The following is a 26,411-nucleotide window of genomic DNA, read 5'->3' as shown; positions in this document are numbered from 1 at the left end:
GCTAAAACCACGACACCGCCACTCCATAACGTCCCCGCCCAAGTGCGTGTGAGGCCGTCGTCCACGCAGTGGGCGGGCCAATTCCAGTGTTGAGACGACTGGCAATTCCGCTTCAAATGGACGGACTAGGCGAGTTTGGAAGCGACAAGATCAATCCTCCCGAGCGGAGCGACAAACTCCCCTGCTCCCTTTGGGGGCGGGGGCTGGGGGGTGGGGGAGTCCAACGTGGGACAAGCCCAAAAATCCCCAATTAAACCAACCTAATGCCTAGGCCCAGCCGACTCCTCCCCCGCCCACATCCCCTGCCGCTTCAGGGCCGCTCGCAACCCCGGTTCGCGCCCCTCCATGCCGCCACCCGCACCAAAGTACGAACGCAGCAGCCGCAGCCAATCGCCGGGTTTACCCTCACGTGCGGCAATCGGATTCATGATTTCTATGCCTGCCAAGAGTTCTTCGGGAGCGGCGGGGCGGTAAGCGTCGGTATGAATGACCAGTTCGCGGGGCAGGCGTGGGCGGTGCGGGGCTTCCTCGGCGGGCGTGCCGATGGTCAGGGCGGCAAAGGGCAACACTCCGGCAGGCAGCGCCAGCACGTCTATCAGGCCGTCCAGCCCATTCATGACGCCGCCGATCCAGCAGCCCTGATAGCCCAAGAGTTCGGCGGCCAGCAGCAAGTTTTGGCCCGCCAGTACAGAATCTCCAATGCCAAAATGCACGGCGATAGCGGGAAAGTCTCCCCCGGCATGCCCGCCCACTTCCAAGAGCCGCGAGACCCGGTGAACGTCGGCGCAGACCACGAACGCCTCGGAAGCGGTGGCGATGTGCGCGTTGGTGGTCAGGGCGGCTACTGCCTGCCGCGCCGCTGGGCTGCTGAGCCGAATCAGTGAATACAGTTGCGCGGTGGCGTCGGTGGGCGCACGCTGCGCGGCGTGCAGGATGACCTCTAGGTGTTCGGGCGGCAGGGGCAGCGGCGAGCCGTCTTCCTGCGTGCGGTACTGCCGAACGGTGCGGTGGGCATCAAAAAAGGCGCGGACTTCTTCGGGAGTGCGGGGAAGCATGGGGGGAGTGTAGAGAATTGGGGTGTGGGACGCGGGTTATCGGCAGTAGGAACAGCAGACGCAAACAGCATCTGTTGCCCTTTCCACAACCCACGTCCCACACCCTTACTTCAGATTGGCAATCGCAAACCCCGCCGCCGCCTGATCGCACCAGATGACGACGCTGGTGTATTTGGCGAGATCTTTGCTGGCAATCTTGTAGGTAAAGTTGCCGCTGAATTTCTTCAGCTCACCCACTTGCAAGTACTTGCCCGCGACTTTGGGATTGGCACCTGCGCTGGTCAGGTTGCCCGCGAATAGAAGGATCTTCAGGTCTGGGCCGGGTTCGGTTTTCAGGCCCGTCAGGGTCAGCGTGTATCCGGTGGCGGTTTTGGTCAGGGCGGCCTTGCCCTGCGTGGGAGCTTCCAGGGCGCGGAAATTGCCCTGCCGGACGGCCTTCATGCTGCCCGACATGCTGCTTGTCATGGGCGCGGTGTCCTTCATGGGCGTGTCGGTCATGGTCTGGGCAACGGCGGCGGTGAGGGTCAGGGCAAGGGCGGCGGTCACGGTGCGGAAAAAGTGAATCTGGGTCATGGTGGTTCTCCTGTGTAATAAGCGCGCGGGAATGAGAGGGCGGGGAAAAGTGGGCTTGGATTACTTGGCGGCCACGGCGAACATCAGCCGGACGTCGGTGTTTTTATCGGCCCCGCGAATCTGAACGCCGTACTCCCCCAGCGGAATGTCGAACTGGGTGGCAACGGTGATGCGGCCCGATGCTTCTCGCCGCAGCGTGACAGGCGCGGAAAGTGGACGCGTGACCCCGGCCAGCGTGAACTCTCCGTTGACCCGCCCGCTGACCTCTTGCCCCACCGGAAGCGCGGTAATGCCGCTGAGCTTGCCCACCCGGAAGGTGGCGAGGGGGAATTGCCCCGCCTTGAGGTAATTGCGGGCGTGTTCGTCGCGCAACTTGATGCCCGTCATCAGCGTTTTCAGGGGGACTCGCACGGTTCCGGTCACGTCCTGGGGCCGCAGTGGGTCAAGCTTTAGGGTGGCGGTGACTTGCTGCACCCGCCCCGGCACCGGAATCAGCGTGACCCGGAAATTGAACTGGGCCTGAGGTGTGCCAGCAGCGGTCACGGCGGCGTAGGAAGTGGCCGTTTGTGCTGCGGCCAGGCCGCCAAAAGCAAGGGTCAGGGTCAGCACAGCGCCGAAGGCTGCGCCCATTGGGGGCTTCATAACTGTTCTCCTTTGGAGCGGATCTACTCTTGAAAGCTTGTACGCCGGGGGTGGGGCAAAAGGTTCAAAGCCTGTGTTTCAAAGCCTGGGCTGCGCCCCACCGGGCCTGTCCTGCTGATGACCTGTACGCGGGGGCGGGGGCAAAGGTTCAATTCCGGCGCGGCGGCCTTCGCCCTGAACTTTTCCGGCGCGGCGGGCGTATAGGTTTGTATGAGGACGGGGCGTGGGCGGCAATGTTGAGCGTGTATGGCGGGGGCAGGCATCCGGCAGCGGCCAGTTCGGTTAGTGTGTCCGTGATGCGCCCCAGCGAGCAGGTGCCTAGCCTTCAGACCCTGCCAGACGAACCCGACGCGGCGCTGCTGGCCCGCTTTACTCGGCGCGACGAGGCAGCATTGGCAACGCTGTATGACCGCCACAGCCGCGCCGCCTATGGCGTTGCGTTGTACATCCTCAAAGACGCGGCTCAGGCGCAGGACATCGTGCACGACGCCTTTCTGAAGGTTTGGGAGAAACCGGGCTTGTTCGATCCGGCGCGGGCTTCGTTTCCCACCTTCTTTCTGACGGTGGTGCGCCATGCGGCCATTTCCAAGCTGCGTGGCGGGCGCGTTCACCTGCCGCTGGACGACGCCGAGGGGCTGCCCCTTCCCTTCCCCGATGAGCGCGTGAACTTGCAGGCCACCGCCGAGGAACGCGCCCGCGCCGAACAGATTCAGGCCGCGCTGCACACTCTGAAACCTGTACAGCGCGAAACGGTGGAGCGGGCCTTTTTTCGGGGCGAAACACGTGAAGACATCGCGGCGGCCATGTCGGTTCCGGTGGGCACGGTCAAAAGCCGCTTGAAGTACGCGCTAGACCGTCTGCGCGGGGTGCTGGGCCAGGAGGGAGAGAGCTTATGAACGGGCAGGAATGGAGCGGACAGGGCATCAACAATTCAGACTGTGAAGCTTGCCGCGAAGACCTGAGCGCCGTGCTGCTGGGCATCGCCTCTGAAGCGGAAACGGAGCGCGTGCGGGCACACCTGCAAACCTGCGCCGACTGCCAGCGTGAGGCCGCCGAACTGCGGCAAGTGCTGGGCGGCGTGCTGCAAGCTGCCCCCGAAGTCGCGCCACCTGCCGAACTGCGTGCGCGTGTGCTGAACAGCGCCCGCAACAGTATTCAGAGCATTAACCCCGCCCCACGAAAGCGCCCGAACCTTGCCCTCTGGCTGCCCACTAGCCTTGGCCTGGCTGCCGCCGTCGCCGCCTTTGTGCTGTGGCCCCAGCCTGCGCTATTGCGGGCCGATGTGGTGGTCAGCGCCGGAGACAGCGTGGTGTTTGCCTCCAGCAAAAGCTCCGGCGCTCCGCTGGTCATTCGCGCTCCGGACGGCAAACTGCGCCGCGTGAGCCTAGAGACCGCTCAGCCCGCGTGGTTTACCGAAGCCGTATACGCGGGGGGCCGCGCTTACCTGCTGGACGCCGCCAACAGCCAATTGATCGTGCTGAACGTGGCGCAGGGCCAGGTAGAACGCCGATTCGCCACACCGGGCGGCGCAGCGGGACTTTCGGTAGACGCTGGACGAATCTTCGTGAAAACAGCGGCCAGCGGGGAACTGTTGGTGTTTGGCGGCCCGAATGATGCAGATACCACTCGGCGCGCTTTGGCCCAAGCCGCCCCCATGCCCGAAGCCGAATACATGGACGCCGTGCTGCACGTCGGGAACCGCCTGCTGGCCACTAGCCACAGCACCGGGGAACTCTTTGTGCTGTCGGGCGACGGGGGGCAACTGCTGGACACCTACGCGGTGGGCGGCGCACCTGTAGGTCTAGAGCAGTGGGCAGGCGGCGTGCTGGTGCTGGACGTACAGGGCCGCCTGCTGGAACTGGCCGACGATGGACAGGTGAGGCGCACGCTGAAACTGAAGGGCAATCCAGACAAATTCAGCGTGATGGACGGCAAAGCCTACCTGACAGACCGGGGCGGCACGGTGAGCGTAGTCGATCTGCAAAGCTTCCGCGTGACCCGCCAGCGCACCTTCGGCACCCCGATGGACATTGCCGCCCTGCCAGATGGACACTTGGCCTTAGCCGACGCCACGCGCGGCCTACTGATGCTGATGCCCGATCTGAGCGACGTGTAAGCGGGCGGGATCGTAAACCTGTGGATCGTGGAGTGAATAATTCGGACTGATAGGCGGTGGCAAGAGCTTGGTTTCCCTTGTGGCACACCAAAAACACCGCCGCTGATTCCATGTGAGGCCGTCGTGCGTGCAACGCGCGGGCCAATTCCAGTGTCAAGACGACTGGCAATTCCGCTTCAAATGAACGATTTAGCCGAGTCTGGATGCGACAAGATCAATCCTCCTCAGCGGAGCGACAAACTCCCCTGCACCCTTTGGGGGCGGGGGCTGGGGGGTGGGGGAATCCAACGTGGGACAAGACCAACAACCCCCAATCCCACCCGCCTTTCCCCCGCAGACGCCCCTGCCCTAATCCTCTTCCCCATCCTCCAACGGAGCAAACAGACCGTCTAAGTCATGCGTCGTCAACTGCGTGGCGTCACTCAGACCGCCATCCAGAATCCCGCGTGCCAGCGCTGCCTTCCGCGCCTGCAAATCCAGAATCTTTTCCTCCACACTGCCCGCCGCGATCAGCTTGTACACGAACACAGGCTTGTCCTGCCCGATGCGGTAGGCCCGGTCGGTGGCCTGATCCTCGGCGGCGGGATTCCACCACGGATCGTAGTGGATGACCGTATCGGCGGCAGTCAGGTTTAGGCCCACGCCGCCCGCCTTGAGCGTAATCAGGAACACGTGCGTCTCTCCCGACTGGAAGGCGTCGATCTGCTCCTGACGCTTCTGCGTCTGCCCCGTGATTTTGGAATAAGGAATGTTGCGGGCCTTGAGGGTGTCTTCCAAGTGGCCCAACAAGGTGGCGAATCCGCTGAAAATCAGGACGCGGCGGCCTTCCTCGATCATCTGGGGCAGGTTGGATTCCAGCCAGTCCAGCTTGGCATTGCCCTTGACCTTGCGGGCGGCGTCCAACTTCACGAGGCGCGGATCGGTGACGGCCTGCCGGAGTTTGAGGAGGGCGTCCAGAATGGCAATCGTAGACCGCGCCAGCCCACGCGCCTGCAATTCTTCCCGCACCCGGCTTTCCATCGTCACGCGCACGGTTTCGTAGAGGTCGCGCTGATCGCCGTCCAGTGTCACACGCACCGGAATCTCGGTTTTGGGTGGCAACTCGCGGGCCACATCGCGCTTCTCGCGGCGCAGGATAAACGGGCGCACGCGGGCAGCAAGGGCGGCGCGGCGGTGCGGGTCGCCCTTCTTCTCTATGGGCGTGCGGTACAGCTCGCGGAAGGTGCGCTCATCGTGCAGCAGCCCCGGCGCGAGGAAATTGAACTGTGACCACAACTCGCCCAGATGGTTTTCCAGCGGCGTTCCGGTCAGGCACAGGCGGTGGCGGGCGTCCAGACTTCCGGCGGCTTTGGCGGCTGCCGTCTTGCTGTTTTTAATGTTCTGGGCCTCATCCAGAATCAGCATGTGGAAGGCGTGCCCGCTGAGGAGTTCCACGTCGCGGGGCAGCAGCGGGTAAGTGGTCAGGATCAGGTCGGCGTCGGGAATGCGGCCAAATTCGCCCCGGCGATCCTTGCCGTGCAGGGTCAGCACGCGCAGGCTGGGGGCAAAGCGGGCGGCCTCGGCCTGCCAGTTGCCGATCACGCTGGTGGGGGCCACCACCATGCTGGGGCGGTCTGCACGGCCCGCCGCCTTCTCGGTCAGCAGGTGGGCGAGGGTCATGACCGTTTTGCCCAGCCCCATGTCGTCGGCCAAAATGCCGCCCAGTTCGTACTCGCGCAGGAATTGCAGCCACGCCAAGCCCTGCAACTGGTACGGGCGCAACTCGGCATTCAGGGTCACGGGCGGCTGGACGGGCTGAATGCCGCCAAAGTCGCGCAGCTTGCGCCCCAGCTCCAGCAGGCGTTCCGCGCCCACCCAGCGGGCCTGCACCGCGCCTTCCAGTTGGGCCAATCGGGCGGCGTCCAGCAGGGGCAGGCGCAGGGGGCCATCGGGAATGTCGCGCAGGTTCAGTTCCACCAACACGCTCAGGATGGCCCGCACCCGTCCGGCAGGCAGCGCCACGCGGCGGCCATCGCCCAGCGCGGCGTAAATGCTTTCGTCGTCCTTCAGGTCGTTCAGGGCTTCTACCGTAAACAGGTCGGGCTGGCGGGCGATCAGGTCGGCCAGCACGGGAATCAGGCTCACGCGCTCGCCGTCTACGACGATGCCCAAATCCAGCGTAAACCAGCCGTTGCCGCCGCCTTCCTCGGTTTCGCCGTACCAGTCGCTGATTTCGGCCACCGCCAGAGGGAAGTCGGGGTGAATATGAATGGTAAAGCCCCGCGCTTCCAGATCGGATCGGCCCTCCCGCATAAATTCCAACCAGGATTCATCGTCGCCCAACGTCAGGTGATCGCGGAGTTCTCTGGGCACGGCATAGTCTTCGCCGTACACGTCCTGCATGGTGGCAAAGCCTGCGCGGGACAGGGCGCGGGTGGCCTGTTTCTCGGCAGCGGGGTCGCGGGGCACACGGGTCAGGATGCCGTCGCGGTACACGGTGGGTACGGGCAGGGTGGACACGTCGCGCCCCGCATCGCGGCCCCGGTTGGCCGCCGACACCACCGGCTCCTGCGGGATAGGCAAACCCCCGTAGGCAGGGCGCAACTCGGCTAGAGGGAAGGTTTCGGTTTTCATCACCATCGTCCAGCGTTCGTAGGTGGGAATGGTCACGGTGCGGCCCATCAGGTGCAGTTGAGGGGTGAAGGGCAGGCGTTCCTCGCGCACCTGCACGGTTTGAGGCACGGGCAGGGGCGCACCCGCCGCCGTAATCGCATGGGCCAACGCCGCAGCCTGCGCGGGCGATACGGTGGGGCCAGCCAGAAAACGGGCCACCTGTTCGGGCGCGGTGTGGGTGGTGACGCGCACCAGCTGGGACTCGGTGGGGCGCACCAGCCAAGGCCGGGGCAAGGGTAAAACCACGCCGCCCTGTATTCCCTCTCCCGCACCCTCAACCGTCAGGGTCGGAAACTGCATGCCGCGTTCGTCGGTGGCCCATCCCGGCATCCCCTCCACCGATTCGCCCCGGTGCAGCACGGCGTCGGCGGTTTCCCAGCACAGGCGGCCCGAATCCAGCATCAGCTCTATCAGCAGGTCGGTGGCCGGGTGGTCGCCCAGCGCGTGCAGGGTTTCGTCCCAGCGGCCCGGCAGGTGTGCGGCGGTGGCAGCCACTTCCAGCAGGCGCAGTAAATCGGCGTCGCGGCGGGCAAAGGCCGGAGCCGCCGACAGGTTGCGCGGCAGGCTGTAATGCTCGGCAGAACGCACCTCGGCCACGTCGCCGCGCACCGGCACGCGCATCACGCCCACCGCCACGCGCCGGATGCTGCCGGGGCCACCCTGAGAAGTCACGGGCATGATCCGCAGTACGTAACGCAACTCGTATTGCCGCCCGCGTCCGCCGGATTTTTTGTCGTCAAAGCTGGCGAGCCACTGCTGGGCGCGGGCATCCAGCGGTTCTACGGCGGGGGCGCGGGCTGGCCCCCCCTCGCCTGCCGCAGCCGCAGAACCCGCTCCCACACCAGATTTCATGACCGGGCGCGGTGCATCGGGCGGATCGGCAGACAGCACCAGCGCCGCCACATGACGGCAGCGGTAGCGCCCGCAGGTGCAGGACGTAGAGCGCAGCACCGGATCGGGCGGCGGCGTCAGTTCGGCCATCGCGTGAAAGTCGGTGCCGCCGTCGCGCACGGTGGCGGTGGCCTTCCAGCCCGCGTCTGTCCACTCGCGCTCCACGTCCGACACGGCTTCTTGGCGCAGCGCCAATGCCTGCGCCGCCGTATCCAGCCCAAATCCGGGCGGCAAACGACTGAGTTTCACCGCAACACCCTGACCAGCAGGAGTCGCTCTAGACGGCAGGCAGCAAGAACAAACACATCCTGAAGTCTAGCGCACACCGGGCTAGAAACTGCTTGACTTGATTCCTTTTGGGGGAGTTGGGCTGGATGGCGTGTAACCCCCCCCTTTTGCTTCGCAACGCCCCCCTTATAGGGGAGGACAACAGCTCTTGCGCTCCCCTTGTCTGGTACAGCCCGAAGGGAGGGGGCTGGCTGCACAGCAGACTGGGGAGTTCACACGCCAACATCAACTCCCACCCCCTGTCCAGGATCAGACGTGAGGCAAAGCTCAAGGCCCAAGCTCCGGCCCGATTCGTAACCCAAGCGGCAACTTTTCACACCTGAGGCGCGTACTTTAGGGAATATGCCGGACATCAACGCTGCTACCATCGTCACTGTTGCCCGCACCGGCTCCCGTGTGGTGCGGTATCTGATTCGTCCTGCACAGCGTTTGCCCAATAGCTCAGTCGTCCTGATGACGGGCGGGCGCGATCCTTGGCTGCCCGCGCCCACCGGGTCTGCCGCTGAGACCATGAGCCGTGCCCGCCGAGCCGGAAGCCGGGTGCGGCGCATGCTGGGGCTGGTCGCTCTGCTGATTCTGGGCGTGCTGGGGGCGTTATTGGTGGGGCCACTGCTGCTGCTGCTGGGCATCGGTACGGCTTCGGGCAGCGACGTGGCCGGAATCCTGCTGGCGCTCACGTTGGTAGCGGCGGCGTTCGGCGCGTACTGGACGGCTCGCCGTGCCCGCGCCATTTTGCATGCGCCGGAAGACACGGTGCCGCCCACAACGCTTGATCTGGCCGGAGCCGCCGCCCACGACGAGGCCGCGCTGCTGGCCACCCTGCGCCTGCACGAGCGCACGCTGCCTACTCCGGCCCGCGCCGCGCTGCATGCCACCGCCATCGCCACCCGCGACGCCCTGCGCGTCACCGCCCACGATCAGGCCTTGGGCCGCGACACCTACGACGCCCAGCAGGCCGCCCGCCGCGATCTGCCCGACCTCCTGAGCGCCTACCGCGCCGCCCCGCCCACCTCTGCCGCCGATGTGGAACTGTTGATGCAACTGGGCCACATCGAGCGCCGGATGCGGAGCGTGAGCAGTGACCGCGCCGGGCAGGGACAGCGCAAACTGGAAGCCCACGGACGCTACCTGAAGGACAAATACAGACTCAGCGAGGGCACCGACGACCAGAACGCCAAACGGTGAACGCTCTGGCGTGAGGGCCAGCTTCAGGCTTGATCTAGACGGGATGTTGATGAGGGTACGGTCTGCCGGGCCGCGCGGCCTCATCCTGAAGTGTGATGTTTTTCTCGCTGCGTGTCTCTTCTTCCCTCACCGCCTGCTTGCTGTTGGGCGCATTCACTTTGGCCCAAACTGGTCTGGCACAGGCCCAGGCTCCCGCCGCACCCACCGAAGCTGCGCTGGACGCTGTGCCCGCCGTGCGCGTGGTGCGCCCCGGTGAAGCTGTACCCGGCACACCCGCCGACCTGAACGCCAGCATCACGGTGCGCTACGGGCCAGCCAAGCCGAACGCCGTGCTGCTGCTGATGCCGGGATTCTTGGGCGGTGCGGGCAGTTTTGATCGATTGGCACGGCAAATCGTGGCGCTTGATGGAGGTGTGGCAGTGTGGGCCGTAGACCGCCGGTCTAATCTTCTGGAATCGGGCGCGGCCATTGCTGATGCTGACCCCGCCGGACTTGTCCGCATCGTGCAGCAGGGCATTCCGGCTCGGCCCACCTCCGATCTGACTTTTATGAAGAACTGGGGGCTGGATACCACCCTGCGCGATTGGCGCGAAGCCGTACGCGAGGCCCGCGCCCTGACGCCGAATGTCTTCATCGGCGGGCATTCGCTGGGCGGCACCCTGACCAGCCTGTATGCCGGGTACGACTTCGGGAATGCCCCGTTTGGCGCGGCTCCTACCCCCGACGACCAGATCGGATTTAAAGGCGTGCGCGGCCTCCTGATGCTGGACGGCGCACCGGGCAACACCACTTCTGACCCGATCAGTTGGGATCAGTACCAGAACGGCAGCGTGGGGCGGCTGGGCTACGTGCCGGGCGTCAACAAACTGGGTGAAATGCCCTATGTCAACAGCCTGATCTTCAATCCGACGTTTGCCAGCCGTGCTGCGGCTCAGGCCCGACTGGCGGCCACTGCGCCCGATGCGCTGGCTCCGGCAGGCGGCCTCGTTTCGTATGCCGCCACCAACCTCGCGGCGGGCCTGTCGCAACTGGAGCAGCAATATTCGCTGCTGCCGTTCCTGACGCTCAGAACCGGGCAGGCCACCAACGCCGCCGCCATTCCCAACCCGCTGCCGCGCCTGCTGGGGGCCACAGAAAACAGCCAGTTCGTGCTTGGGTCAGCCGACCCCAGCCGCCCGGTGGGTTGGAAGGCCGACGCCGACGCTGCCACCGATCCGCACGATTTCGTGGGCCGATTCTGGAATCCGGTCAGCGACTATGCCGAGTGGTACTTTCCCATGCGCCTGAGCGTGGATGTGGGCGCGGCGCAACTGGACACGGTGGGCACGCCGTTTGCGACGACTTTACGTGTGTGGCACACCCGTGCCGTGTCTACTCCGATTCTGGGCATCGCCGCCGAACACGGGATTACCACCGAAAATGACTACCGCCGATTCGCCGCCTTTACCCGCGCCACCGTGACTACGCGCACGCTGCCGGGGGCCAGCCATCTGGATATCACGGTCGCCAAGAGCGATCAGGTGGCCCGCTGGACGCTGAATTGGATGCGCGGGATTACCGGGCCAGCGGCAGTGCAGGTGGCGCAGACTCCAAGCCCCTGATACGCAACTCTCCATTTGACTTGGCTTGGCAACAGGTCGCAATGTCAAGCTGGAAGGTGAACCCCCCGTTGCTGGTGCAACGCCCCCCTTAGAGGTGGGACAAAAGCTTTTTCGCTCCCCTCTGAGTGGGCTGGCTGCGAAGCAGACTGGGGGGTTCGCCCGCAATCGTTAACTCTCCACGCTTTCCGAACCTAGCAAGTCTTGGATATTGATCTAAGCCGAGAGTTCCGGCAACCCCTTCGCCGCTTCCATCAACACCGCTGCGCTGCGTTCCAGTGCGGCCTTTTCTCCTTCCGACAAATCGGGCGTGAGCGTGGCCCCGATGCCGCCCGCACCCACCACACGCGGCAGGCTCAGGCAGGGGCCATACGGCGACGGCCCGCTGACGGTGAGGACGGCGCGGCGGTCTCTCAGCACGGCTTCGGCAATCAGAGCCAACGCCGCGCCTACGCCGTAGTTGGTGGCGTGCTTCCCGGCAATAATTTGGGCCGCCGCGCCGCGTGTGCCGTCTTCTATCTCCTGTTTTATAGCGTCGGTGAGGTCAATCACCTGCGCTAGTGGCACGCCGCCCACGCTGGCGCTGCTCCAGCCCAACACCTCGGAGTCGCCGTGTTCGCCCAGCACCGAGGCGTAAACATGTTGCGGCGCAACGCCCACTTTGGCGGCGATCAGGGCACGGAAGCGGGCGCTGTCCAGCACCGTGCCTGACCCGATGACAGGCTGATTCGGGGCAAGTTTGGCGGTCAGGGCCGTCATCAGGTCAACTGGGTTGGTGGCGACCAGCAACACCGCGTCCGGCGCGGCCTGTGCAATCTGCGGCACCATGTCGCGGAAAATATCGGCGTTGCGCTTCAGCAAACTCAGGCGGTTTTCGCCGGGTTTCTGGTTCGCGCCCGCCGTCAGGATGACCACGCTGGCCCCAGCCAATGCCTCAAATCCCCCGCTGCTGACTCGCACCGGATGAGACACCGGCGTGGCGTGCGAGATGTCCTGCGCTTCGGCCTGCGCCCGCGCCGCGTCTTTGTCGACCAGCACCAATTCGGTGCAACTGCCCCGCAGCACCAGCGCAAAGCCCGCCGCACTGCCCACCATGCCCGCCCCAACCATGCCCACTTTCGTCATGCCGCTAGCGTAGGGGAACGAGTGGGGGCGGAATGTCAGGATGAAGGAACGGGTGGGAGTGGGAAGAAGAAGCCCCCGCGCTAGGCAGGGGCAACATTTTTGATTCAGGGAAACATCTACTTCAAATGCGCTGCAATCCAACCCGACAATTCACTGATCTTGATTCTTTCCTGCGCCAACGTGTCGCGGTCACGGATCGTCACAGTGTCTTTCAAACTTTGGTCTGCACCTTCCGCACTCTGGCCGATGGTGTCAAAGTCTACGGTCACGCAATACGGCGTGCCGATTTCATCATGACGGCGGTAAGCCTTGCCGATGTTGCCGCTGTCTTCCAACAAAATGCGCCCCAGCCCCAGCTTTTGCAGATCCGATTTAATAGAACGGGCCAGCTCCACCAGTTCGGATTTGTTGCGGGCCAACGGAATCACGGCCACTTTAATAGGCGCAAGGTGCGGCTTCAGCTTCAGCACGATGCGTTCATTGCCGTTTTCGAGTGTTTCTTTGGTAAATGCTTCGCTCAGAACGGCCAACAGTGCCCGGTCTACACCCGCAGACGGCTCGATCACAAACGGCACGACGGGCTTATTGGTTTCCGGATGCGGAATGGTCAATTTGGCAATGCTGTCATTGTTCTCTTCCACGCGGGCGGTCAGGTTCAGCTCATTCTGCGCCTTGGTGTGGCTGCCCAAATCGTAGTCACCCCGGTTGGCAATGCCCTCAATTTCCTCGTAACCCAGCGTAGGGTAGTCGTACATCAGGTCGTAGGTGCGCTTGGAGTAGTGGGCCAAATCCTCTTTGGGCACGTCCAGAATGTCGATCTTGCTGCGCGGGATGCCCTGCGCTTCCCACCAACTCAGGCGTTGTTCCAGCCAGTGCTGATGCCACGTTTCGTCGGTGCCGGGGGTACAGAAGAACTCGATTTCCATCTGCTCCAGTTCGCGCACCCGGAAAATAAAGTTGCGGGGCGTGATCTCGTTGCGAAAGGCCTTGCCGATTTGGGCGATGCCGAACGGCAAGCGGCGAGAAGTGCTGTCCACGACGTTCTTAAAGTTGACGAAGATGCCCTGCGCGGTCTCGGGGCGCAGGTAGCCGTAGCTTTCCTCATCGGCCACCGGGCCAATCGTGGTCTTGAACATCATGTTGAAGGGCTTGGGTTCCGTCCAGTCGCCCACTTCGCCGGAAAAGGGATCGCGCACGCCAGCGGTTTTTAGGGCAGCGCTGGCTTCGGCGGGCTTTTTGTTCAGCGCCGCCACCACTGCCGGAAAGTTTGCCACGTCTTCACCGATCAGTTCCGCGACTTTGGCGATCACATCGGCTTTCTGATCCTTCACCAGATGATCGAGGCGGTAGCGCTTGTTGTTCTTCTTGTTATCGATCATGGGGTCAGAGAACGTGGCTTCGTGCCCGCTGTGACGTAGGACTTGGCGGTGCATGATGATGCTGGCGTCTAGGCCTTCCATATCATCGCGCTCGTAGACGTTGGCCCGCCACCACGCGGCTTTAATGTTGTTCTTCAGCTCTACACCCAGCGGGCCGTAATCGTAGAAGCCTTGCAGGCCGCCGTAAATCTCGGAGCCTTGAAAAATAAAGCCCCGGCGTTTGCACAAACTGACCAGTTCTTCCATAGACGTTGCGGGCATGGTTGCTCCTTTTGGCCGCCCGCCGGGGCAAAACGAAAAGAACACGCCCCGGCGATTGGCTCGCCTGGGGGCGCAGTGTGGGCCTATGCAGCCCTGCGCGGTTCCACCCCAGTTCCCCGAAACGCTGCCGGGGCACTCTGAAATATTGTCGGGCCAAGTTCTCGCCCGCGCTCCCCGTTGCCCTTCACGGCCCGACTTCCCGCCTGACTCTCACCGCCACAGGCTCGCTCTTGGGGTCGTGTGCCGCTACTTCTGCGGATCGACGCTGCCGCCAGTGTGCCGCACCGCCCGCTCCCCGGTCAAGCGGTAGCCAAGTAACAGCCAAGTAACAGGCAAGTGGCAGGGGGGAACGAAAGGTGTCAGATTCCCCCTTGTGCAGCTCATCGTTGGAGGGTACGGTATAGGAAGGTCTTTCAATGTAGAGGAGTTCTCACCGTACAGCCCTGCCTCCGGGTGTTTCAGTTGGCCTCGCCTACGGTGCCGCACCTGTTTTGCCTGTCCTCTGCCGATTCCTGCTTTGTGCCGCGCCCGATTGCCCCACCAACTTGCCCCGGAGGAACCGCCATGACCCAGCACACCCAGCCCGAAGACCAGACCGCCGCCGCTGCCACCGACACCAAGACCAACAGCACCCAGCCCGATCTGAACCGCCGCACCGCCGTCAAATTGGTGGGCGGAGCCGTTCTGCTGACCGGGTGCGCCCCGATGATGCAGCCCATGATGAGTACCGCCGCGCCCGCTGCAGCCCCCGCCACACCTGCTCCAGCGGCAGCGACTCCAGCAGCGGCCCCGGCTGCCACGCCTGCTGCCGCTGCTCCGGCGGCCACCTCCACCTTAGGCGCGTTTCCGGCAGTGGGCAGCACGCAACTCGTGCAGGTGGGCGGCAAAGGCGTGCTGCTGGCCCGTATTCCTGCGGCTCAGGCGGGCGCGGCCAGCAGCGGCGACGTGCATCTGCTGGCGCTCAGTGACCGCTGCACCCATAACGGCTGCGGCGTACAGGCAGCGGGTACAGGCGCGGCCACCGCCTTCAATTGCCCCTGTCACGGCTCGGTGTTTACCCTCACCGGAGACGTGGTCAAAGGCCCCGCCGTGCGCCCGCTAGACCGCGTTGCCGTGCGAATTGACGGCCAGAATGTGTTTGTCGGCTAGAGAGTAAAACTCAGTGCTTGACCGGGGTGAGATGCGGCTTCATCTCCCCGGCTTCATCCACCAGCATCAGCGCCAGCTTTTGCCGTGCTGGGGCCAAATCCAACTGATACGCCGGGTTGTCTTCGCTGTCCAGCAGCGTCCAGACTTCCGGCGTTTCCATGTGTCCGTGCAAACTGGCAATGAATCCGGGCAGCAGCAGGGGCAGGGAGCGCAGGCGTGCGCCGTTGTCACTCTCCAATCCCAGTGGAAACCACACCACGTCGTCGTCCCCGTCGCTGGGCAGCAGGTCGGTGGCCCGATTCAGGCCGCTGGCATACCGCTGGAGCGTGGGCCGCGTGGCGTGTGCGAGCAGGAGTGTCGCGCCCGGCGGCCCGATGTTGAGCCACAACCGGGCATGCTCGCGCAACCAGCGCAGATCAGCCATCAGCGCTGGCGGGTCGCCCCGGCCATCCCAGCCATACGACGCGGCGGCTTCCCGACCTCCCACCTTCCACCACAAATTCATCAGCGGGCGGTGATCGTCCAGCACACTCGCGGCGGCCATCACCTCATGGTTGCCCAGCACCACTTCAGCGCGGCCCGATTCCACCAACCCGCGCACGGTTTCTAGCACCAGACGCGAATCGTCGGCAGTGCCGGGGCTGGGCGGCGCACGGCGGGCCAGTCGGCGACGCGGGGAATCATCGATCAGGTCGCCCAGAAAGACCAATTTGGACGCCCGGAAGTGTTGCGCCGATTTCAGGGCCGCATCTAAGCGGGCCGCGTGGCCGTGTAGGTCGGGAATGACCAGCCAAGAGCCGTCCCAGTCGGTTTCGTTCCAGAGTTTGGGCATGGGGGATTATGGGCTGTTGCGGTGGAAGGTGAACCCCCCCCGCTTAGAGGTGGGGACGAAAGCTGTCGTACTCCCCTCTAAGGGCGGCTGGCTGCAACACAGACTGGGGGGGGTCTGGCCCTCAGTTCATGCTGCTGGGGCCGTTGCCTTTGCTTTTTTCTTCGGCACGGCGGCGCAGCTCGGAAGCCAGATCGGTGAAATCTTGTGCGCTGGGCAGGGCGCGGCGGGTTTGCTGCTTGGCTTCTTGCACCACCTTCACCTGATCGGGCCGGGCAAAGGGGAGGCCCTGACGCTTGCGCTCGAAGTAATTCTGAGCTACGCGCCCCAACGCAAACGTCCAGCCGTACACGGCAGGGGCGGTAATGATACCGCCGATGACGGGCAAGGCCAGTTTTGCCAGTCCCCGCATGACCTGACGGGCCGCCATGCCGTAAGCCAGCGTGACACCGAGTTCCTGCGCGATTTCGCGGGCGCGTTCGGCGGTAATGTCGAAGCCGTAGATTTTACCGATGTGCAGTACCATTTTGGCTTGCAAGGGCGTAATGAGGAGCATGTCGGCAAAGGGAATCGGCTCTACGGCAATCGCGCCAGCCAACAAGGAAGCACTCTTGATCACTTCGTCGGTGTTTTCTTCCGGGGTGCGCTCGGAATCCACGTCGAAGTTGAAGTTATCGAGTACCTGCCTGACGAGCGGAGGAAGCATAGAGAAAGTGTACGCCCACTGACCAGCCGTGCGGTGAAGTGAAAGATGATACTTGGTTCACATAGTCGGGGGTCGGCCCGCTTCTTCCCCACCACAAGCCAAAAAGCGGGCACGCCTAAAGGGGGGGTGGCGTGCCCACGGGGGGAAGAACGAATGACGCTGCGTCACCGCTCGGCCCTTAGCTTAGCGGGCCAAGTTGACAAGGTTCTGACAAAGAGGTGAGGAAGTCTCATGGGCGGCTTTACCCGGACTCTCATTCACGCTGCTCTGCGGTACAAGTCGCTCCTTGACACGGGGCTATTTGCGCCAGCGGGGGCCGTCTTTGGTGTCCTCTACGGTTACGCCTACGCGGGTCAGCGTTTGGCGAAGTTCGTCGGCCTGCGCGTATTGCTTGTTCAGCCGGTAGTTCTGGCGGGCCTGCAACACCAGTTCCATCAGGGCGTCTACGACTGGGGCTTCATCGGCCTGCGCGGCTTGCCCAGTGGATGACCCAGAGAACAGCCCCAGCACGCCGCCGCCCAACGTGCGGTATACCTCGCGGGCGGCGTCCAGCGTGGCCGCGCCCACCGGGCCAGCGTTGATGGCGGCGTTCATGTCGGTGGTCAGACCAAACAGCGCGGCAATAGCTTTGGGCGTATTGAAATCGTCGCGTAGGGCATCCTCGAATGCCTTGCGATGGGCGGCAATCTTGGCGTCCAGAGCAGCGTCGGTTCCTGAGGGAGCGGTAGGCAAGTGGCGCTCTATCTCGTGCAGGGCCTCACTCAGTCGGCGGTACCCACTGCGGGCGCTCTCGAAGGCCCCGTCGCTGAATTCGGTGATGGAGCGGTAGTGGCTGGACACCAACAGGTAACGAATAACCATCGGGTCGTGCTGCATCAGCAAGTCTTTGAGGGTCGTAAAGTTGCCCTTGCTTTTGCTCATTTTTTCGCCGTTGATGGTCAGCATGTTGTTGTGCATCCAGTAGCGGGCGAAGGCGTGCCCCGCCGCTTCCGACTGCGCGATTTCGGCCTCGTGGTGCGGGAATTGCAGGTCAAGGCCGCCGCCGTGAATATCAAAACCCTCGCCCAAGTACTTCAGGCTCATGGCGCTGCATTCGATGTGCCAGCCGGGAAATCCTACGCCCCACGGCGAATCCCAGCGCATGATGTGGCCCGCCTCGGCCTTCTTCCAGAGCGCGAAATCACGCGGGTCACGCTTCTCACCGCGCACCTCTTCCCGCGTTCCCTCGGCCTGATCGTCCAGCTTGCGGCCCGACAATTTGCCGTAGTCGGGCCAACTCCGCACATCGAAATACACACTGCCGTTGGAGGCGTAGGCATGACCGCGTGAGATCAGTTCCTCAATCAGCGCAATCTGCTCGGTAATGTGCCCGGTGGCGCGGGGATTGATGCTGGGTTTCAGGATATTCAGGGCGTCCATATCGCTGACAAACGACCAGAAATACTTGTCGGCCACTTCCATCGGCTCCAACTGCTCTAGGCGGGCGCGGGCCAGCAATTTGTCCTCGCCGTCGTCGGAATCGTTTTGCAGGTGGCCCACATCGGTGATGTTGGTCACGTAGCGCACGCTGTACCCAAAGTGCATCAGGGCGCGGCGAATCACGTCAAAGGCGACTTCTTTTTTGGCATGGCCCAAATGCGCGTCGCTGTACACCGTCGGCCCGCAGAGGTACATGCCCACGCGGCCCGGTGTGGTGGGCACGAACCGCACTTTCTGGCGCTGCATGGTGTCGTACAGGAAAATATCGGGGTCAGGTCGTGTCTGGGTCATGGGCGCTCCGGGGTGGCAATTCAAATGAGAAGATAGAAAAACGCCGCGCCAGACAACTTGGCGCGGCGACAGGCAAGCGTGCCCTGCTTTACCGCAAGGGCAGACAACACAGGGAGAGGGAGGGCACGCGCTTCATGGGGGGAGTGTAGCAAACTGGCGAGTTGAGATTGCGGGTGAACCCCCCCGTTGCTGACGCAACGCTCCCCCTTAGACTTGAAAAGCTCCGCAGGAGAGGTGGGGACAACAGCTTTTATCCCTCCCCTTGAGGGGAGGTGGCCCGAAGGGACGGAGGGGTTTGCACGCAACTTTAACCCAAAGTGGAAGGTGAACCCCCCCGTTGCTCCGCAACGCCCCCCCTTAGACTTGAAAAGCTCCGCAGGAGAGGGGAGGACAAAAGCTGTTGCGCTCCCCTTTAAGGGGGCTGGCTGCGAAGCAGACTGGGGGGTTCACCTTCCAACGCTGAATGCAAACCCCCCGCCCTCAGTGCCGCACCCGCCCACTCCCCTTCCCCTCCCCTACCACCACTTCCGGCACACTCGGAGTCAGGGCGGCCTGCGCCTGCACGCTGTCGAGCAGCACCCGCGTGAAGGCCCGCACCAACGGCAAACCCGCACGCTGAGGCAACACCGCGAGTGATAACGGACGCGCCAACGGTTCGGGCAGCGGAAGCGCGATCAATCCGGGCGGCAGTGGCGATAGCGCCAGCCGGGGCATCACGGTAATGCCGAGGCCGTAGCGCACCATACTCAGGGTCACGCTGTCCTGCTCGACTTCCATCAGGTCGGTGAGGGGAATGGCGTGGGCCTCCAGATAACCGCGCACCCGCTCGAAACAGGGGTCTCGGTGGGGCGGCAAAATCATGGGTGCGGCGGCAAGGTCGGCCCACGAGACCGGGTGCAGGCCGCGCGATTCTGGGGCCACGTACAGGTATTCATCTTCGGCCAAGGGGGTCAGCAGCAGCCCCGGCACTTGCCGCCCCACCACCACCGACAGATCGACTCGGCCCGCTCGCACCGCCGATTCACTGCCGCCGTGCGCTTCGCTATCGAGCAGCATGACCGTGACGCCGGGATAAAGAGAGCGGAAAGCCGACAGCGCGGGCGGCAGCAGATGCGTGGCTGTAGACCGGAACGACGACAACCGCAGGCGGCCCGACAATGCGCCCTCATCCTGCGCGGCCAACAGCACATCGGCGGCGGCCTGTACGGCAGCGCGGGCATGCACCAGCACCCGCAGGCCCGCCGCAGTGGGCACGGTTCCGCCCTGTGTGCGGCGCAGCAGTGGCCTCCCCACCGCCGTCTCCAGCTTACTCACCGCTTCACTCAGGCTGGACTGAGACACGCCCGCTTCGGCTGCCGCCTCGCCAAAGCCGCCCGCCTCTGAGACCAACAACAACGCCCGCAATTGGGCCAGTGTGGGTTGGGCTTGCTGCGGCTGGATCTGTTGAGTATGTGCAGGAACCAGATCGACAGGCGGCGATTGCTGACGGCGTTGGCTCATTCCTTATTCTAGGCCTATTTGTCCCGCCTCTATCGGTAAACCCGATGCCCGAATCAGTACGTCCTGCACGCTACCGATGTCCTGTAACGCCGCAAAAGCGCAAGCTATGGGCAGGAGGTTTCACCCATGACTTACCACGTTCCCCGCCCCGCCACTGCCCCCATGCCCGTCTTCAACCGCGCCCCTGTGGCTCCCCGTGTGGCCCGGCCCGACTCGGCCCTGTTCGGCGCATTCGTGCTGGAAATCACCACGCCCGACAGCACCCTGACCGTTCCCGCCCTCGCTGGCTGGCAACTGCGCGTGTGGCCTGTGGCCCGCCTCGGAGACGCCACGCTGGAAGCCCGTCCGGTAGACGCCCACCAGAACGCCGCCGACTTGGTTCAAGCTCTGCACGCGCACGGCTACGGCACGCTCGGCCCGGTTCGGACTCGCAAAGCATGCTGATAACCCGTCACTTCACCCTTCACCCCCGCCGGAGAGACTCCACGCGGGGGCTTTTTTTGGCTCTGGATTGAGGTCAATCGGCCCGCTCAGTGCAGCGGTGCGCCACTGGGAAAAGTCACGACTTCGGCAATGCCCGTGCCGTCCAGCCGCGCTATAAATCCGGCGTCGTCTCGGTAGGCCATGCCGCTGTCCATCGCCACGCACAGCCGCCCCGCGTAGGGAATCGGTGCGCCGGGGCCGAGGGTGGGGCCGTGCATGTTTTCATCGAGCAGGATGTACACCGGCGTATGCCCATGCACCAGCCGGTCTCCGCCGAGGGTTCGCAGGAGTTGCCACGCGGATTTTTCTCCGCCATTCAAAGAAAAGGCGAAGCGGTCAGCGAAAGCATTGGCAAAACTGCCCCACGCTTCGGGTTCGTTGGTTTGAAGCAGGGCGCTGATGGCCGCGTTGATCTCCTCGATTGTGCCGCCGAAGCGGGTGTACATGCGCGTGTCGGCGTGCATGAGAAGCCAGTTCCCTGCGCGGGCCAAGGCGGGGCGCTCGCTGAGCCACGCATGGTCGCCCGCTTCCATCCGGGCGGCGTCGCGCATCTGCCCGCCGTTGCTGATCCAGTAGTCGTTGAAGCCGTATTGGTCGTCCGGGTCGGTGCGCCGGAACCGCTGGGCCGCCAAGAACATCACTTCATGGTTGCCGAGGAGTGCCGTGACCTGCCCGCCCGCCAACCGCGCCTGAATCTCCAGATTCCGAATAAAGCGCACCACGCCGAGGCCGTCTGGCCCCCGATCCATGTAGTCGCCCAAAAACACCAGATGGGTGTCTCCTGCTGTCCACGCGCCGTCGAAATCGATCAGGCCAGCCCTTAGCAAAATGGCCCGCACTTTGTCGTAAGCACCGTGAATATCGCCCACCACCCAGAGGTCAGGCATGCGCGGCCCCGGTTTGGGTTTGCCCAGTTTGCGTCTGAATCAGGGCCAGATACCGCCCAGCAGCGGGGGAAAGACCGGCGGGCAAGGCGTCCAGCGGATACCACGCCACCTGTGCGGCGTCATCGTCTGCACGCGGGGACTGACCGTTCCACTGGGCAGAAAACAAGACTGTGACCCATTCCACGACGTTGCCATCGGGATAGGTATGCTGGAAGGTTGGCCCACTGAACACGCCCCGCAGTGTAAGGGTTGCAGCCTCCACACCCGTTTCTTCGCGCAGTTCGCGTCGAGCGGCGTCCTCCACCACTTCGCCCGACTCTACTGCCCCGCCCGGAATGTCCCACAGGCCGTTGTCGGCGCGGCGAATCAGCAGGATGTTGTGGTGGTCTAGGACAGCCACGCCCGCGCCGACACGCTGTTTTGGGACACGGCCTGAATCGGCGCGGGCAAGAGGCAAGGCCCGGCGAATCCACGCGCTGATCGCCGCGAACTTGAAGAGCCGAAAGCCGGAACTTGGCGTGCGGGCCGCGCCGTCCACCACTCCCGCCATCAATCGCCGCCTTTGAGTGCTGGAGCGGGTCTCTGCTCGTCGGCTGGCTCATGCGCCTCTGCTTCCGGCGCAGGCAACTCGCGCCACAAGGTCATGCGTTCGGTGATGTCGTTTTGCAGCTTTTGCACGTTGCCCTCTAGGTGCGTGCGTGCGCCGTCCAGCGCGTGCCGGAGCCGCATAATTTCTTCTACACCCGCCAGATTTACGCCGAGTTCCTGCGTCAGACGGCGGATTTCGCGCAGATGGTCTATATCGCGCTCGCTGTACAGCCGGGTTTTGCCGCTGCTGCGTCCGGGCCGGATCAGTTGCTTGCGCTCGTACAGGCGCAGCGTTTGCGGGTGCATGTCCACCAGTTCGGCGGCAATAGAAATCACATACACCGGACGGTCACGCGGATCTAGTTTTTCGCCGGGGGCAGGCAAGGCTTTTTGCTGCACCTGCTCGCGCAACTCGCCCTCAATTCGCTCGATCTCGGCCTCGAACTCGCCCTGCATATCGTCAAGTTCGTGTTGCAGGCGCATGACTTCTTCCACACCCGCCAAATTCACACCAAGCTCCTGTGTCAGGCGGCGAATTTCGCGCAGATGCTCGATGTCGCGTTCGCTGTACAGGCGCGTTTTACCGGTGCTGCGGCCCGGACGAATCAGCCCTTTGCGCTCGTACAGCCGCAGCGTCTGCGGATGCATATCCACCAGCTCTGCCGCGACAGAAATCACGTAGACCGGACGATGCTTAGACTGATTTGCCATACCTTCCCTGAGTATACCGGAAGCAAGATTGCTGACCGTGATGAGCAGCAGAAAACCCAATGAAGGGTAGTGGGGCGGCGCACTGTTCGGCCAGTCCAGACGCCCCATACGGACTTGCTCTGATTCCCGAACATCCGCAAAGGCACCGGATGTTCGTCCATCGCCGCCAGCCCGTACTTTTTGCCACTCGCTTCGCTCGGATGATTTTCGCAAATCATCGCAATTTGGTATCAGCCGCGTGGCAGCGGCCTATGGCCTCTCTCCCAGCCACCGTTGCCGCTATGATTCCGAGCATGACCACCTCTGAGCATCTGCCGGGTTCTTCCGATCTGTCGGCCCACCTTGACCGCGCCGGGGCCGAAGCCGAATTGTTTGAGCTGCTGCGGATTCCCAGCGTCAGCGCCGATCCCAGCCACGTGCCCGATATGGCCCGCGCCGCCGACTTTTTGCGGGCCAAGCTGGAAACGTTGGGCTTTACGGTGCGCGTGGACGCTACGTCCCACACGGGTAAGGGCGGGCAAACAGTGGCTGGACATCCGGTGGTGTTTGCCGAGAAGCAGGTGGATGCCAGCAAACCCACCGTGATGATCTACGGCCATTACGACGTACAGCCCGAAGCGCCGCTGGAAGAATGGGTCTCGCCGCCCTTCGAACCCACCGTGCGGAATGGCCGGGTTTATGCACGCGGCAGCACCGACGACAAGGGGCAGGCCTACGCCCATGTGCGCGGCGTGGAACTGCTGCTGTCTCAGGGCGCGTTGCCCGTGAACGTCAAGTTTTTGCTGGAAGGTGAGGAAGAAGTGGGTAGCCCCAGCCTCGCGGCATACCTGCGGGCCAACGTGGAGGCGCTGAAGGCCGATGTGATCGTGATTTCGGACGGCAGCCGCTTTGCCCCCGACGTGCCCACCGTGACCTACGGCCTGCGCGGCCTGAGCTACGTGGAAATTCATGTACAGGGCGCAAACCGTGACCTGCACAGCGGCAGCTACGGCGGGGCCGCCCCCAACCCCATCAATGCGCTGGCCGAGATCATTGCCAAACTGAAGGATGACCAAGGCCGCGTGACCATCCCCGGTTTTTATGACGGTGTAGAAGAAATCACGCCCGCCGAGCGCGAAATGTGGGCCAAACTGCCGCAGGACGACGCCGCGTTTGCCGCGTCCATAGATGTGCCTGCCTTGCCCGGAGAGGCCGGATACAGCGTGCTGGAACGCCTCTGGGCGCGGCCCACGCTGGACGTGAACGGCATCTGGGGCGGTTATCAGGGCGAGGGCAGCAAAACCGTGATTGCCGCCAAAGCCGGAGCCAAAGTGAGCATGCGCCTCGTGCCGGGGCAAGACCCGGAGCGGATTACGCAGCTCATCACCGATTACGTGCCCACCATCGCCCCCGCAGGCGTGAAGGTAGAAGTGAAGTCGCTGCACGGCGGCCAGCCGATTAAAGTGGACGCCGATTCCCCGTTCGTGCAGGCGGCGGGCCGCGCCCTGAAGCGGGTCTACAACCGCGACGCCGCCTTTGCCCGTACCGGGGGCAGCATTCCCATCGTGGCCGACTTCCGCTCTATTCTGGGTGCGCCCGTACTGCTCGTCGACTTCGGCCTGAACGAAGACGCGCCCCACTCGCCCAACGAAAGCTTCGCGCTGGAGGATTACCACAACGGGATTCTGACGGGGGCTTATCTGCTTCAGGAGTTGGGGCAGGTGGGCGAGTCGGAGCAGTGAACTTGAGAGCAGTGAGACTGACCGAACGTGGAACGTGGATCGTGGAAGCAGCCCAAACCACGATCTACGATCTACACTCCACTGACGGCGTGCAGCACCTATGAAGTTGGCTTTCCTCGCTTCGCACGGAGGAAGCGCCGCCCGCCACATCGCTTCGGCTTGCGCTTCCGGTGCGCTGAACGGCGTTCCGGTGGCGCTGGCCTCCAACAACAGCCGTTCTCCGGCGCTGCTGTGGGCGCAAGAATCGGGCCTGAAGTGGGCGCATCTCAGCTCGGCCCGCACGCCCGACGCCGACGCGCTGGACGCCGCCATTCTGGACTTTTTGCTGGAATCGGGGGCCGATACGCTGGTGCTGAGCGGCTATATGCGCGAGTTGGGGCCGCGTGTGCTGGGGCAGTTTGCGGGGCGCGTGGTCAACGTGCATCCCAGCCTCTTGCCCCGGCACGGTGGGCGCGGCATGTACGGAGACCGGGTGCATGAGGCGGTTCTGGCGGCGGGCGACACGGAAAGCGGCGCGACGGTGCATCTGGTCACGCAGGGCATAGACGAGGGGCCGATTCTGGCCCAGTCGCGGGTGCCCGTGCTGCCCGGAGACACGCTGGAGAGCCTGAAAGCCCGCGTGCAGGCCACCGAAGGCGACTTGATGTTGGAGGCGCTCAGGACATTGCAGGAGTAGGCCACCCCACAGGCGGCTCAGCTCTTGGGCGTGTGGGCTAACGGGTTCAGCTTATCTGCTGGGCCTCTGCGCGACATGCCTTAGGCTGTGGAGAATGACCCCCGCTCCAACGGATCGCGCGGCCCTGTGGCCTGCACTTCCCGCCCTCCCCCTGACTTGGGAGGCGCTGCCCCAAAACGGTGTCACGCTGCCTGACGGCACCCACCTCCGGCCCAGCGACGCGCCCGACGGCACGCTCTATCTGGCCGTGACGCTTCACGAGTCCGAAGACTTTCAGGAGTTACTTGATGGACGCGGCGACTACACCGAAGAGGAGCTGGAAGACCCTGACGCGGTGATTGACCAACGCTGGCAGGAGGCGAGCGCGGTGATGCAGACCCTGCTGGCCGAGGCGGTGCAAGTCCTCGGCGCACCCGATCAGGCCGGGGCAGACTCCACGGGGCAAGTGCACTGGTTGCGGGCTGACCGGACGATCTCGTTGGGGTTGTTTCAGGCTGACAAGGACTGCCCGATTGAGGTTCGCTTGTGGCTGCTGCCCGCTGGCCTGACCCCCCGCAGCTTGGAGCTGTGAGGGCACGCAGGAGAGGAATGGTCTAAGCTTCACCGACCAGTACCAGACTTCGCGTCATCCAAAGGGGACTTCATCTCCGCCTAAATGCGCTCGCAAGGCCGGTGAGGCCGGGGCCGGGAGTATCGCCCTCGTCTTGGCCCAGAATATCAGCGGCGCTGCCCACTTGCCGCACATATTTCTAAATCTGCACCGAGTTTCTGAAACTGCACCGGGGCCGACTGCTGTCAACGTTCGGCATCACCCTGACGCGGCGTTTCTCCACTCTGCTGAATTTGCTGCTGTGCTGCACGCGATTGCTGCACGCTGCCCCAGACACTCAAGCCGCCCAGCAAGGCCAGCATGCCCAGCAAACTCAGCCACAGGCGCAGGCTCCGGGTTCGTCCATTCACACCTGCATGGTAAGGGAATAGGCTCAGCGGCATGAAACGCAAGATTTTTGACCTCCGCCCTTGGGCACGGGTGACCGCCCACACGCAGACCCAGACCGTCATTCCGGGGTACGTGATTCTGGACTTCACGGCCCACACGGTCATCAGGCCGCTGGATGTGCCGCGCCCCGCCGGGGAGGGCATCGTGCGTGTCCTCGATAACGGCTTTCGTTGGGTGCGTGCCCACCCCACCGGAACGGGAGAAGGCGTGATGGGCAGCGCCCTGACGGTGCAACTGGACGAAACAGGGCGGCCCGTGCAGTTTTACGCCGACATCCACACGGGCGAGGGCGTGGGCGAAGACGGCCTGCCTTGGCACGACGACCTGTATCTGGACGTGATCGCGGAACCCCAAGGGGGCGGCTGGGGTGTAGCCCACACGAACATCATCGATGCCGAGGACTTGGAGGAAGCGGTAGCGGCGGGGCTGGTGACACCCGAACTAGCAGAAGTGACGTGGGCACAGGCGCGGGCCGTAGAAGCCGAACTACACGCCGGAACGTATGCGCCACTGGCGGTGCTGCAGCGGTATTTGGAAGACCCGTATACCTGAGAGGGAGTGTGGATCGTGGTTTGGGCTGTTCCCACGATCTACCGTTATACTCAGTTCAAAATTGTCAGCTTGTC

General features: G+C 63.8%; 24 protein-coding genes. 10 read left to right on the top strand and 14 right to left on the bottom strand.

The window, feature by feature from the left end; genetic code table 11:
• Positions 1-260: 260 nt before the first annotated feature.
• The 3 genes from SU48_RS03330 to SU48_RS03320 all read right to left on the bottom strand — a co-directional run bounded on the left by SU48_RS03330 (position 261) and on the right by SU48_RS03320 (position 2,270).
• On the bottom strand, positions 261-1,055 hold the full coding sequence (locus SU48_RS03330) for a nitroreductase family protein (protein WP_064014020.1): 795 nt from the start codon (positions 1,053-1,055) through the stop codon (positions 261-263).
• Positions 1,056-1,160: 105 nt separating this feature from the next.
• Positions 1,161-1,628 (bottom strand): DM13 domain-containing protein, encoded by a 468-nt coding sequence (locus SU48_RS03325; RefSeq protein ID WP_064014019.1) that lies wholly within the window; start codon positions 1,626-1,628, stop codon positions 1,161-1,163.
• Positions 1,629-1,688: 60 nt separating this feature from the next.
• On the bottom strand, positions 1,689-2,270 hold the full coding sequence (locus SU48_RS03320) for a YceI family protein (protein ID WP_082869643.1): 582 nt from the start codon (positions 2,268-2,270) through the stop codon (positions 1,689-1,691).
• Between the two features lie 233 nt (positions 2,271-2,503).
• Between SU48_RS03320 and SU48_RS03315 the strand changes: the two genes are divergently transcribed.
• The gene (locus SU48_RS03315) at positions 2,504-3,166 is read left to right on the top strand and encodes an RNA polymerase sigma factor (RefSeq protein ID WP_082869642.1); all 663 of its coding nucleotides are present in this window, start codon (positions 2,504-2,506) and stop codon (positions 3,164-3,166) included.
• A complete protein-coding gene (locus tag SU48_RS03310; RefSeq protein WP_064014016.1) occupies positions 3,163-4,386 on the top strand; it encodes a zf-HC2 domain-containing protein in 1,224 nt (407 codons plus the stop codon). Before SU48_RS03315 ends, SU48_RS03310 begins: the two co-directional genes overlap by 4 nt.
• Positions 4,387-4,734: 348 nt before the next feature.
• On the opposite strand, the gene SU48_RS03305 is transcribed toward SU48_RS03310, so the two are convergent.
• Entirely contained in the window at positions 4,735-8,178 is a 3,444-nt protein-coding gene (locus SU48_RS03305; RefSeq protein ID WP_064014015.1) for a DEAD/DEAH box helicase, read from the bottom strand.
• Positions 8,179-8,559: 381 nt separating this feature from the next.
• Here SU48_RS03305 and SU48_RS03295 point away from each other — a divergent pair, with 381 nt between their 5' ends.
• Both SU48_RS03295 and SU48_RS03290 read left to right on the top strand, forming a co-directional pair.
• Entirely contained in the window at positions 8,560-9,402 is an 843-nt protein-coding gene (locus SU48_RS03295; protein WP_064014013.1) for a hypothetical protein, read from the top strand.
• A gap of 95 nt (positions 9,403-9,497) precedes the next feature.
• Complete coding sequence (locus SU48_RS03290) at positions 9,498-11,003, top strand: alpha/beta hydrolase (RefSeq protein WP_064014012.1); 1,506 nt, start codon at positions 9,498-9,500, stop codon at positions 11,001-11,003.
• A gap of 213 nt (positions 11,004-11,216) precedes the next feature.
• Here the strand turns inward: SU48_RS03290 and SU48_RS03285 are convergent, their stop codons facing one another.
• Entirely contained in the window at positions 11,217-12,125 is a 909-nt protein-coding gene (locus tag SU48_RS03285; protein WP_064014011.1) for a lactate/malate family dehydrogenase, read from the bottom strand.
• 116 nt (positions 12,126-12,241) lie between these two features.
• Positions 12,242-13,765, bottom strand: a complete 1,524-nt coding sequence (locus tag SU48_RS03280) for a glycine--tRNA ligase (protein WP_064014010.1) — start codon at positions 13,763-13,765, stop codon at positions 12,242-12,244.
• Positions 13,766-14,329: 564 nt separating this feature from the next.
• Here SU48_RS03280 and SU48_RS03275 point away from each other — a divergent pair.
• Positions 14,330-14,914 carry a QcrA and Rieske domain-containing protein gene (locus tag SU48_RS03275; RefSeq protein WP_064014009.1) on the top strand — a complete coding sequence of 195 codons (585 nt, stop codon included), beginning with the start codon at positions 14,330-14,332 and terminating at the stop codon, positions 14,912-14,914.
• Positions 14,915-14,924: 10 nt separating this feature from the next.
• Here the strand turns inward: SU48_RS03275 and SU48_RS03270 are convergent, their stop codons facing one another.
• The 4 genes from SU48_RS03270 to SU48_RS03255 form a co-directional block, all read right to left on the bottom strand.
• Entirely contained in the window at positions 14,925-15,746 is an 822-nt protein-coding gene (locus SU48_RS03270) for a metallophosphoesterase (protein ID WP_064014008.1), read from the bottom strand.
• 121 nt (positions 15,747-15,867) lie between these two features.
• Entirely contained in the window at positions 15,868-16,449 is a 582-nt protein-coding gene (locus SU48_RS03265; protein WP_064014007.1) for a YcjF family protein, read from the bottom strand.
• A gap of 297 nt (positions 16,450-16,746) precedes the next feature.
• The gene (gene cysS, locus SU48_RS03260; protein ID WP_064014006.1) at positions 16,747-18,219 is read right to left on the bottom strand and encodes a cysteine--tRNA ligase; all 1,473 of its coding nucleotides are present in this window, start codon (positions 18,217-18,219) and stop codon (positions 16,747-16,749) included.
• A gap of 480 nt (positions 18,220-18,699) precedes the next feature.
• Positions 18,700-19,719, bottom strand: coding sequence for a LysR family transcriptional regulator (locus SU48_RS03255; protein WP_082869641.1), 1,020 nt, complete (start codon positions 19,717-19,719; stop codon positions 18,700-18,702).
• A 126-nt stretch (positions 19,720-19,845) separates the two neighbouring features.
• Here SU48_RS03255 and SU48_RS03250 point away from each other — a divergent pair, with 126 nt between their 5' ends.
• Entirely contained in the window at positions 19,846-20,163 is a 318-nt protein-coding gene (locus SU48_RS03250; protein WP_064014005.1) for a hypothetical protein, read from the top strand.
• An 86-nt stretch (positions 20,164-20,249) separates the two neighbouring features.
• Here SU48_RS03250 and SU48_RS03245 read toward each other — a convergent pair whose 3' ends face one another.
• From SU48_RS03245 to hspR, 3 genes are read right to left on the bottom strand one after another with little or no spacing between them, the layout of a single operon-like run.
• Positions 20,250-21,089, bottom strand: coding sequence for a metallophosphoesterase (locus SU48_RS03245; RefSeq protein WP_064014004.1), 840 nt, complete (start codon positions 21,087-21,089; stop codon positions 20,250-20,252).
• Positions 21,082-21,639: an NUDIX domain-containing protein gene (locus SU48_RS03240; protein WP_064014003.1), complete on the bottom strand. Its 558-nt coding sequence runs from the start codon at positions 21,637-21,639 to the stop codon at positions 21,082-21,084. The genes SU48_RS03245 and SU48_RS03240 overlap by 8 nt, the downstream gene beginning before the upstream one ends.
• Positions 21,639-22,388 (bottom strand): heat shock protein transcriptional repressor HspR, fused homodimer type, encoded by a 750-nt coding sequence (gene hspR / locus SU48_RS03235; protein WP_064014002.1) that lies wholly within the window; start codon positions 22,386-22,388, stop codon positions 21,639-21,641. The genes SU48_RS03240 and hspR overlap by 1 nt, the downstream gene beginning before the upstream one ends.
• A 293-nt stretch (positions 22,389-22,681) precedes the next feature.
• Here hspR and SU48_RS03230 point away from each other — a divergent pair, with 293 nt between their 5' ends.
• From SU48_RS03230 to SU48_RS03220, 3 genes are all read left to right on the top strand, one after another.
• Positions 22,682-24,109: a dipeptidase gene (locus SU48_RS03230; protein WP_064014001.1), complete on the top strand. Its 1,428-nt coding sequence runs from the start codon at positions 22,682-22,684 to the stop codon at positions 24,107-24,109.
• A gap of 100 nt (positions 24,110-24,209) precedes the next feature.
• Entirely contained in the window at positions 24,210-24,785 is a 576-nt protein-coding gene (purN, locus tag SU48_RS03225; RefSeq protein ID WP_064014000.1) for a phosphoribosylglycinamide formyltransferase, read from the top strand.
• A 94-nt stretch (positions 24,786-24,879) separates the two neighbouring features.
• Entirely contained in the window at positions 24,880-25,356 is a 477-nt protein-coding gene (locus tag SU48_RS03220) for a hypothetical protein (protein ID WP_064013999.1), read from the top strand.
• Positions 25,357-25,580: 224 nt separating this feature from the next.
• On the opposite strand, the gene SU48_RS03215 is transcribed toward SU48_RS03220, so the two are convergent.
• Entirely contained in the window at positions 25,581-25,745 is a 165-nt protein-coding gene (locus tag SU48_RS03215) for a hypothetical protein (RefSeq protein WP_157451067.1), read from the bottom strand.
• A gap of 31 nt (positions 25,746-25,776) precedes the next feature.
• On the opposite strand from SU48_RS03215, the gene SU48_RS03210 reads away from it, so the two are divergent.
• Positions 25,777-26,337: a DUF402 domain-containing protein gene (locus SU48_RS03210; protein WP_064013997.1), complete on the top strand. Its 561-nt coding sequence runs from the start codon at positions 25,777-25,779 to the stop codon at positions 26,335-26,337.
• Positions 26,338-26,411: the final 74 nt, after the last annotated feature.

Origin of the sequence: Deinococcus puniceus (assembly GCF_001644565.1) — a bacterium.
Lineage (GTDB): Bacteria > Deinococcota > Deinococci > Deinococcales > Deinococcaceae > Deinococcus > Deinococcus puniceus.
Note: the sequence above shows the minus strand (reverse complement) of the source record. Positions and strands in the feature narration are given on the sequence as shown.

Coding starts and splice junctions, on each gene's coding strand:
- SU48_RS03330 (WP_064014020.1), bottom strand. CDS start 1,055: ATGCTTCCCCGCACTCCCGAAGAAGTCCGCGCCTTTTTTGATGCCCAC.
- SU48_RS03325 (WP_064014019.1), bottom strand. CDS start 1,628: ATGACCCAGATTCACTTTTTCCGCACCGTGACCGCCGCCCTTGCCCTG.
- SU48_RS03320 (WP_082869643.1), bottom strand. CDS start 2,270: ATGAAGCCCCCAATGGGCGCAGCCTTCGGCGCTGTGCTGACCCTGACC.
- SU48_RS03315 (WP_082869642.1), top strand. CDS start 2,504: ATGTTGAGCGTGTATGGCGGGGGCAGGCATCCGGCAGCGGCCAGTTCG.
- SU48_RS03310 (WP_064014016.1), top strand. CDS start 3,163: ATGAACGGGCAGGAATGGAGCGGACAGGGCATCAACAATTCAGACTGT.
- SU48_RS03295 (WP_064014013.1), top strand. CDS start 8,560: ATGCCGGACATCAACGCTGCTACCATCGTCACTGTTGCCCGCACCGGC.
- SU48_RS03290 (WP_064014012.1), top strand. CDS start 9,498: ATGTTTTTCTCGCTGCGTGTCTCTTCTTCCCTCACCGCCTGCTTGCTG.
- SU48_RS03285 (WP_064014011.1), bottom strand. CDS start 12,125: ATGACGAAAGTGGGCATGGTTGGGGCGGGCATGGTGGGCAGTGCGGCG.
- SU48_RS03280 (WP_064014010.1), bottom strand. CDS start 13,765: ATGCCCGCAACGTCTATGGAAGAACTGGTCAGTTTGTGCAAACGCCGG.
- SU48_RS03275 (WP_064014009.1), top strand. CDS start 14,330: ATGACCCAGCACACCCAGCCCGAAGACCAGACCGCCGCCGCTGCCACC.
- SU48_RS03270 (WP_064014008.1), bottom strand. CDS start 15,746: ATGCCCAAACTCTGGAACGAAACCGACTGGGACGGCTCTTGGCTGGTC.
- SU48_RS03265 (WP_064014007.1), bottom strand. CDS start 16,449: ATGCTTCCTCCGCTCGTCAGGCAGGTACTCGATAACTTCAACTTCGAC.
- cysS (WP_064014006.1), bottom strand. CDS start 18,219: ATGACCCAGACACGACCTGACCCCGATATTTTCCTGTACGACACCATG.
- SU48_RS03255 (WP_082869641.1), bottom strand. CDS start 19,719: ATGAGCCAACGCCGTCAGCAATCGCCGCCTGTCGATCTGGTTCCTGCA.
- SU48_RS03250 (WP_064014005.1), top strand. CDS start 19,846: ATGACTTACCACGTTCCCCGCCCCGCCACTGCCCCCATGCCCGTCTTC.
- SU48_RS03245 (WP_064014004.1), bottom strand. CDS start 21,089: ATGCCTGACCTCTGGGTGGTGGGCGATATTCACGGTGCTTACGACAAA.
- SU48_RS03240 (WP_064014003.1), bottom strand. CDS start 21,639: ATGGCGGGAGTGGTGGACGGCGCGGCCCGCACGCCAAGTTCCGGCTTT.
- hspR (WP_064014002.1), bottom strand. CDS start 22,388: ATGGCAAATCAGTCTAAGCATCGTCCGGTCTACGTGATTTCTGTCGCG.
- SU48_RS03230 (WP_064014001.1), top strand. CDS start 22,682: ATGACCACCTCTGAGCATCTGCCGGGTTCTTCCGATCTGTCGGCCCAC.
- purN (WP_064014000.1), top strand. CDS start 24,210: ATGAAGTTGGCTTTCCTCGCTTCGCACGGAGGAAGCGCCGCCCGCCAC.
- SU48_RS03220 (WP_064013999.1), top strand. CDS start 24,880: ATGACCCCCGCTCCAACGGATCGCGCGGCCCTGTGGCCTGCACTTCCC.
- SU48_RS03210 (WP_064013997.1), top strand. CDS start 25,777: ATGAAACGCAAGATTTTTGACCTCCGCCCTTGGGCACGGGTGACCGCC.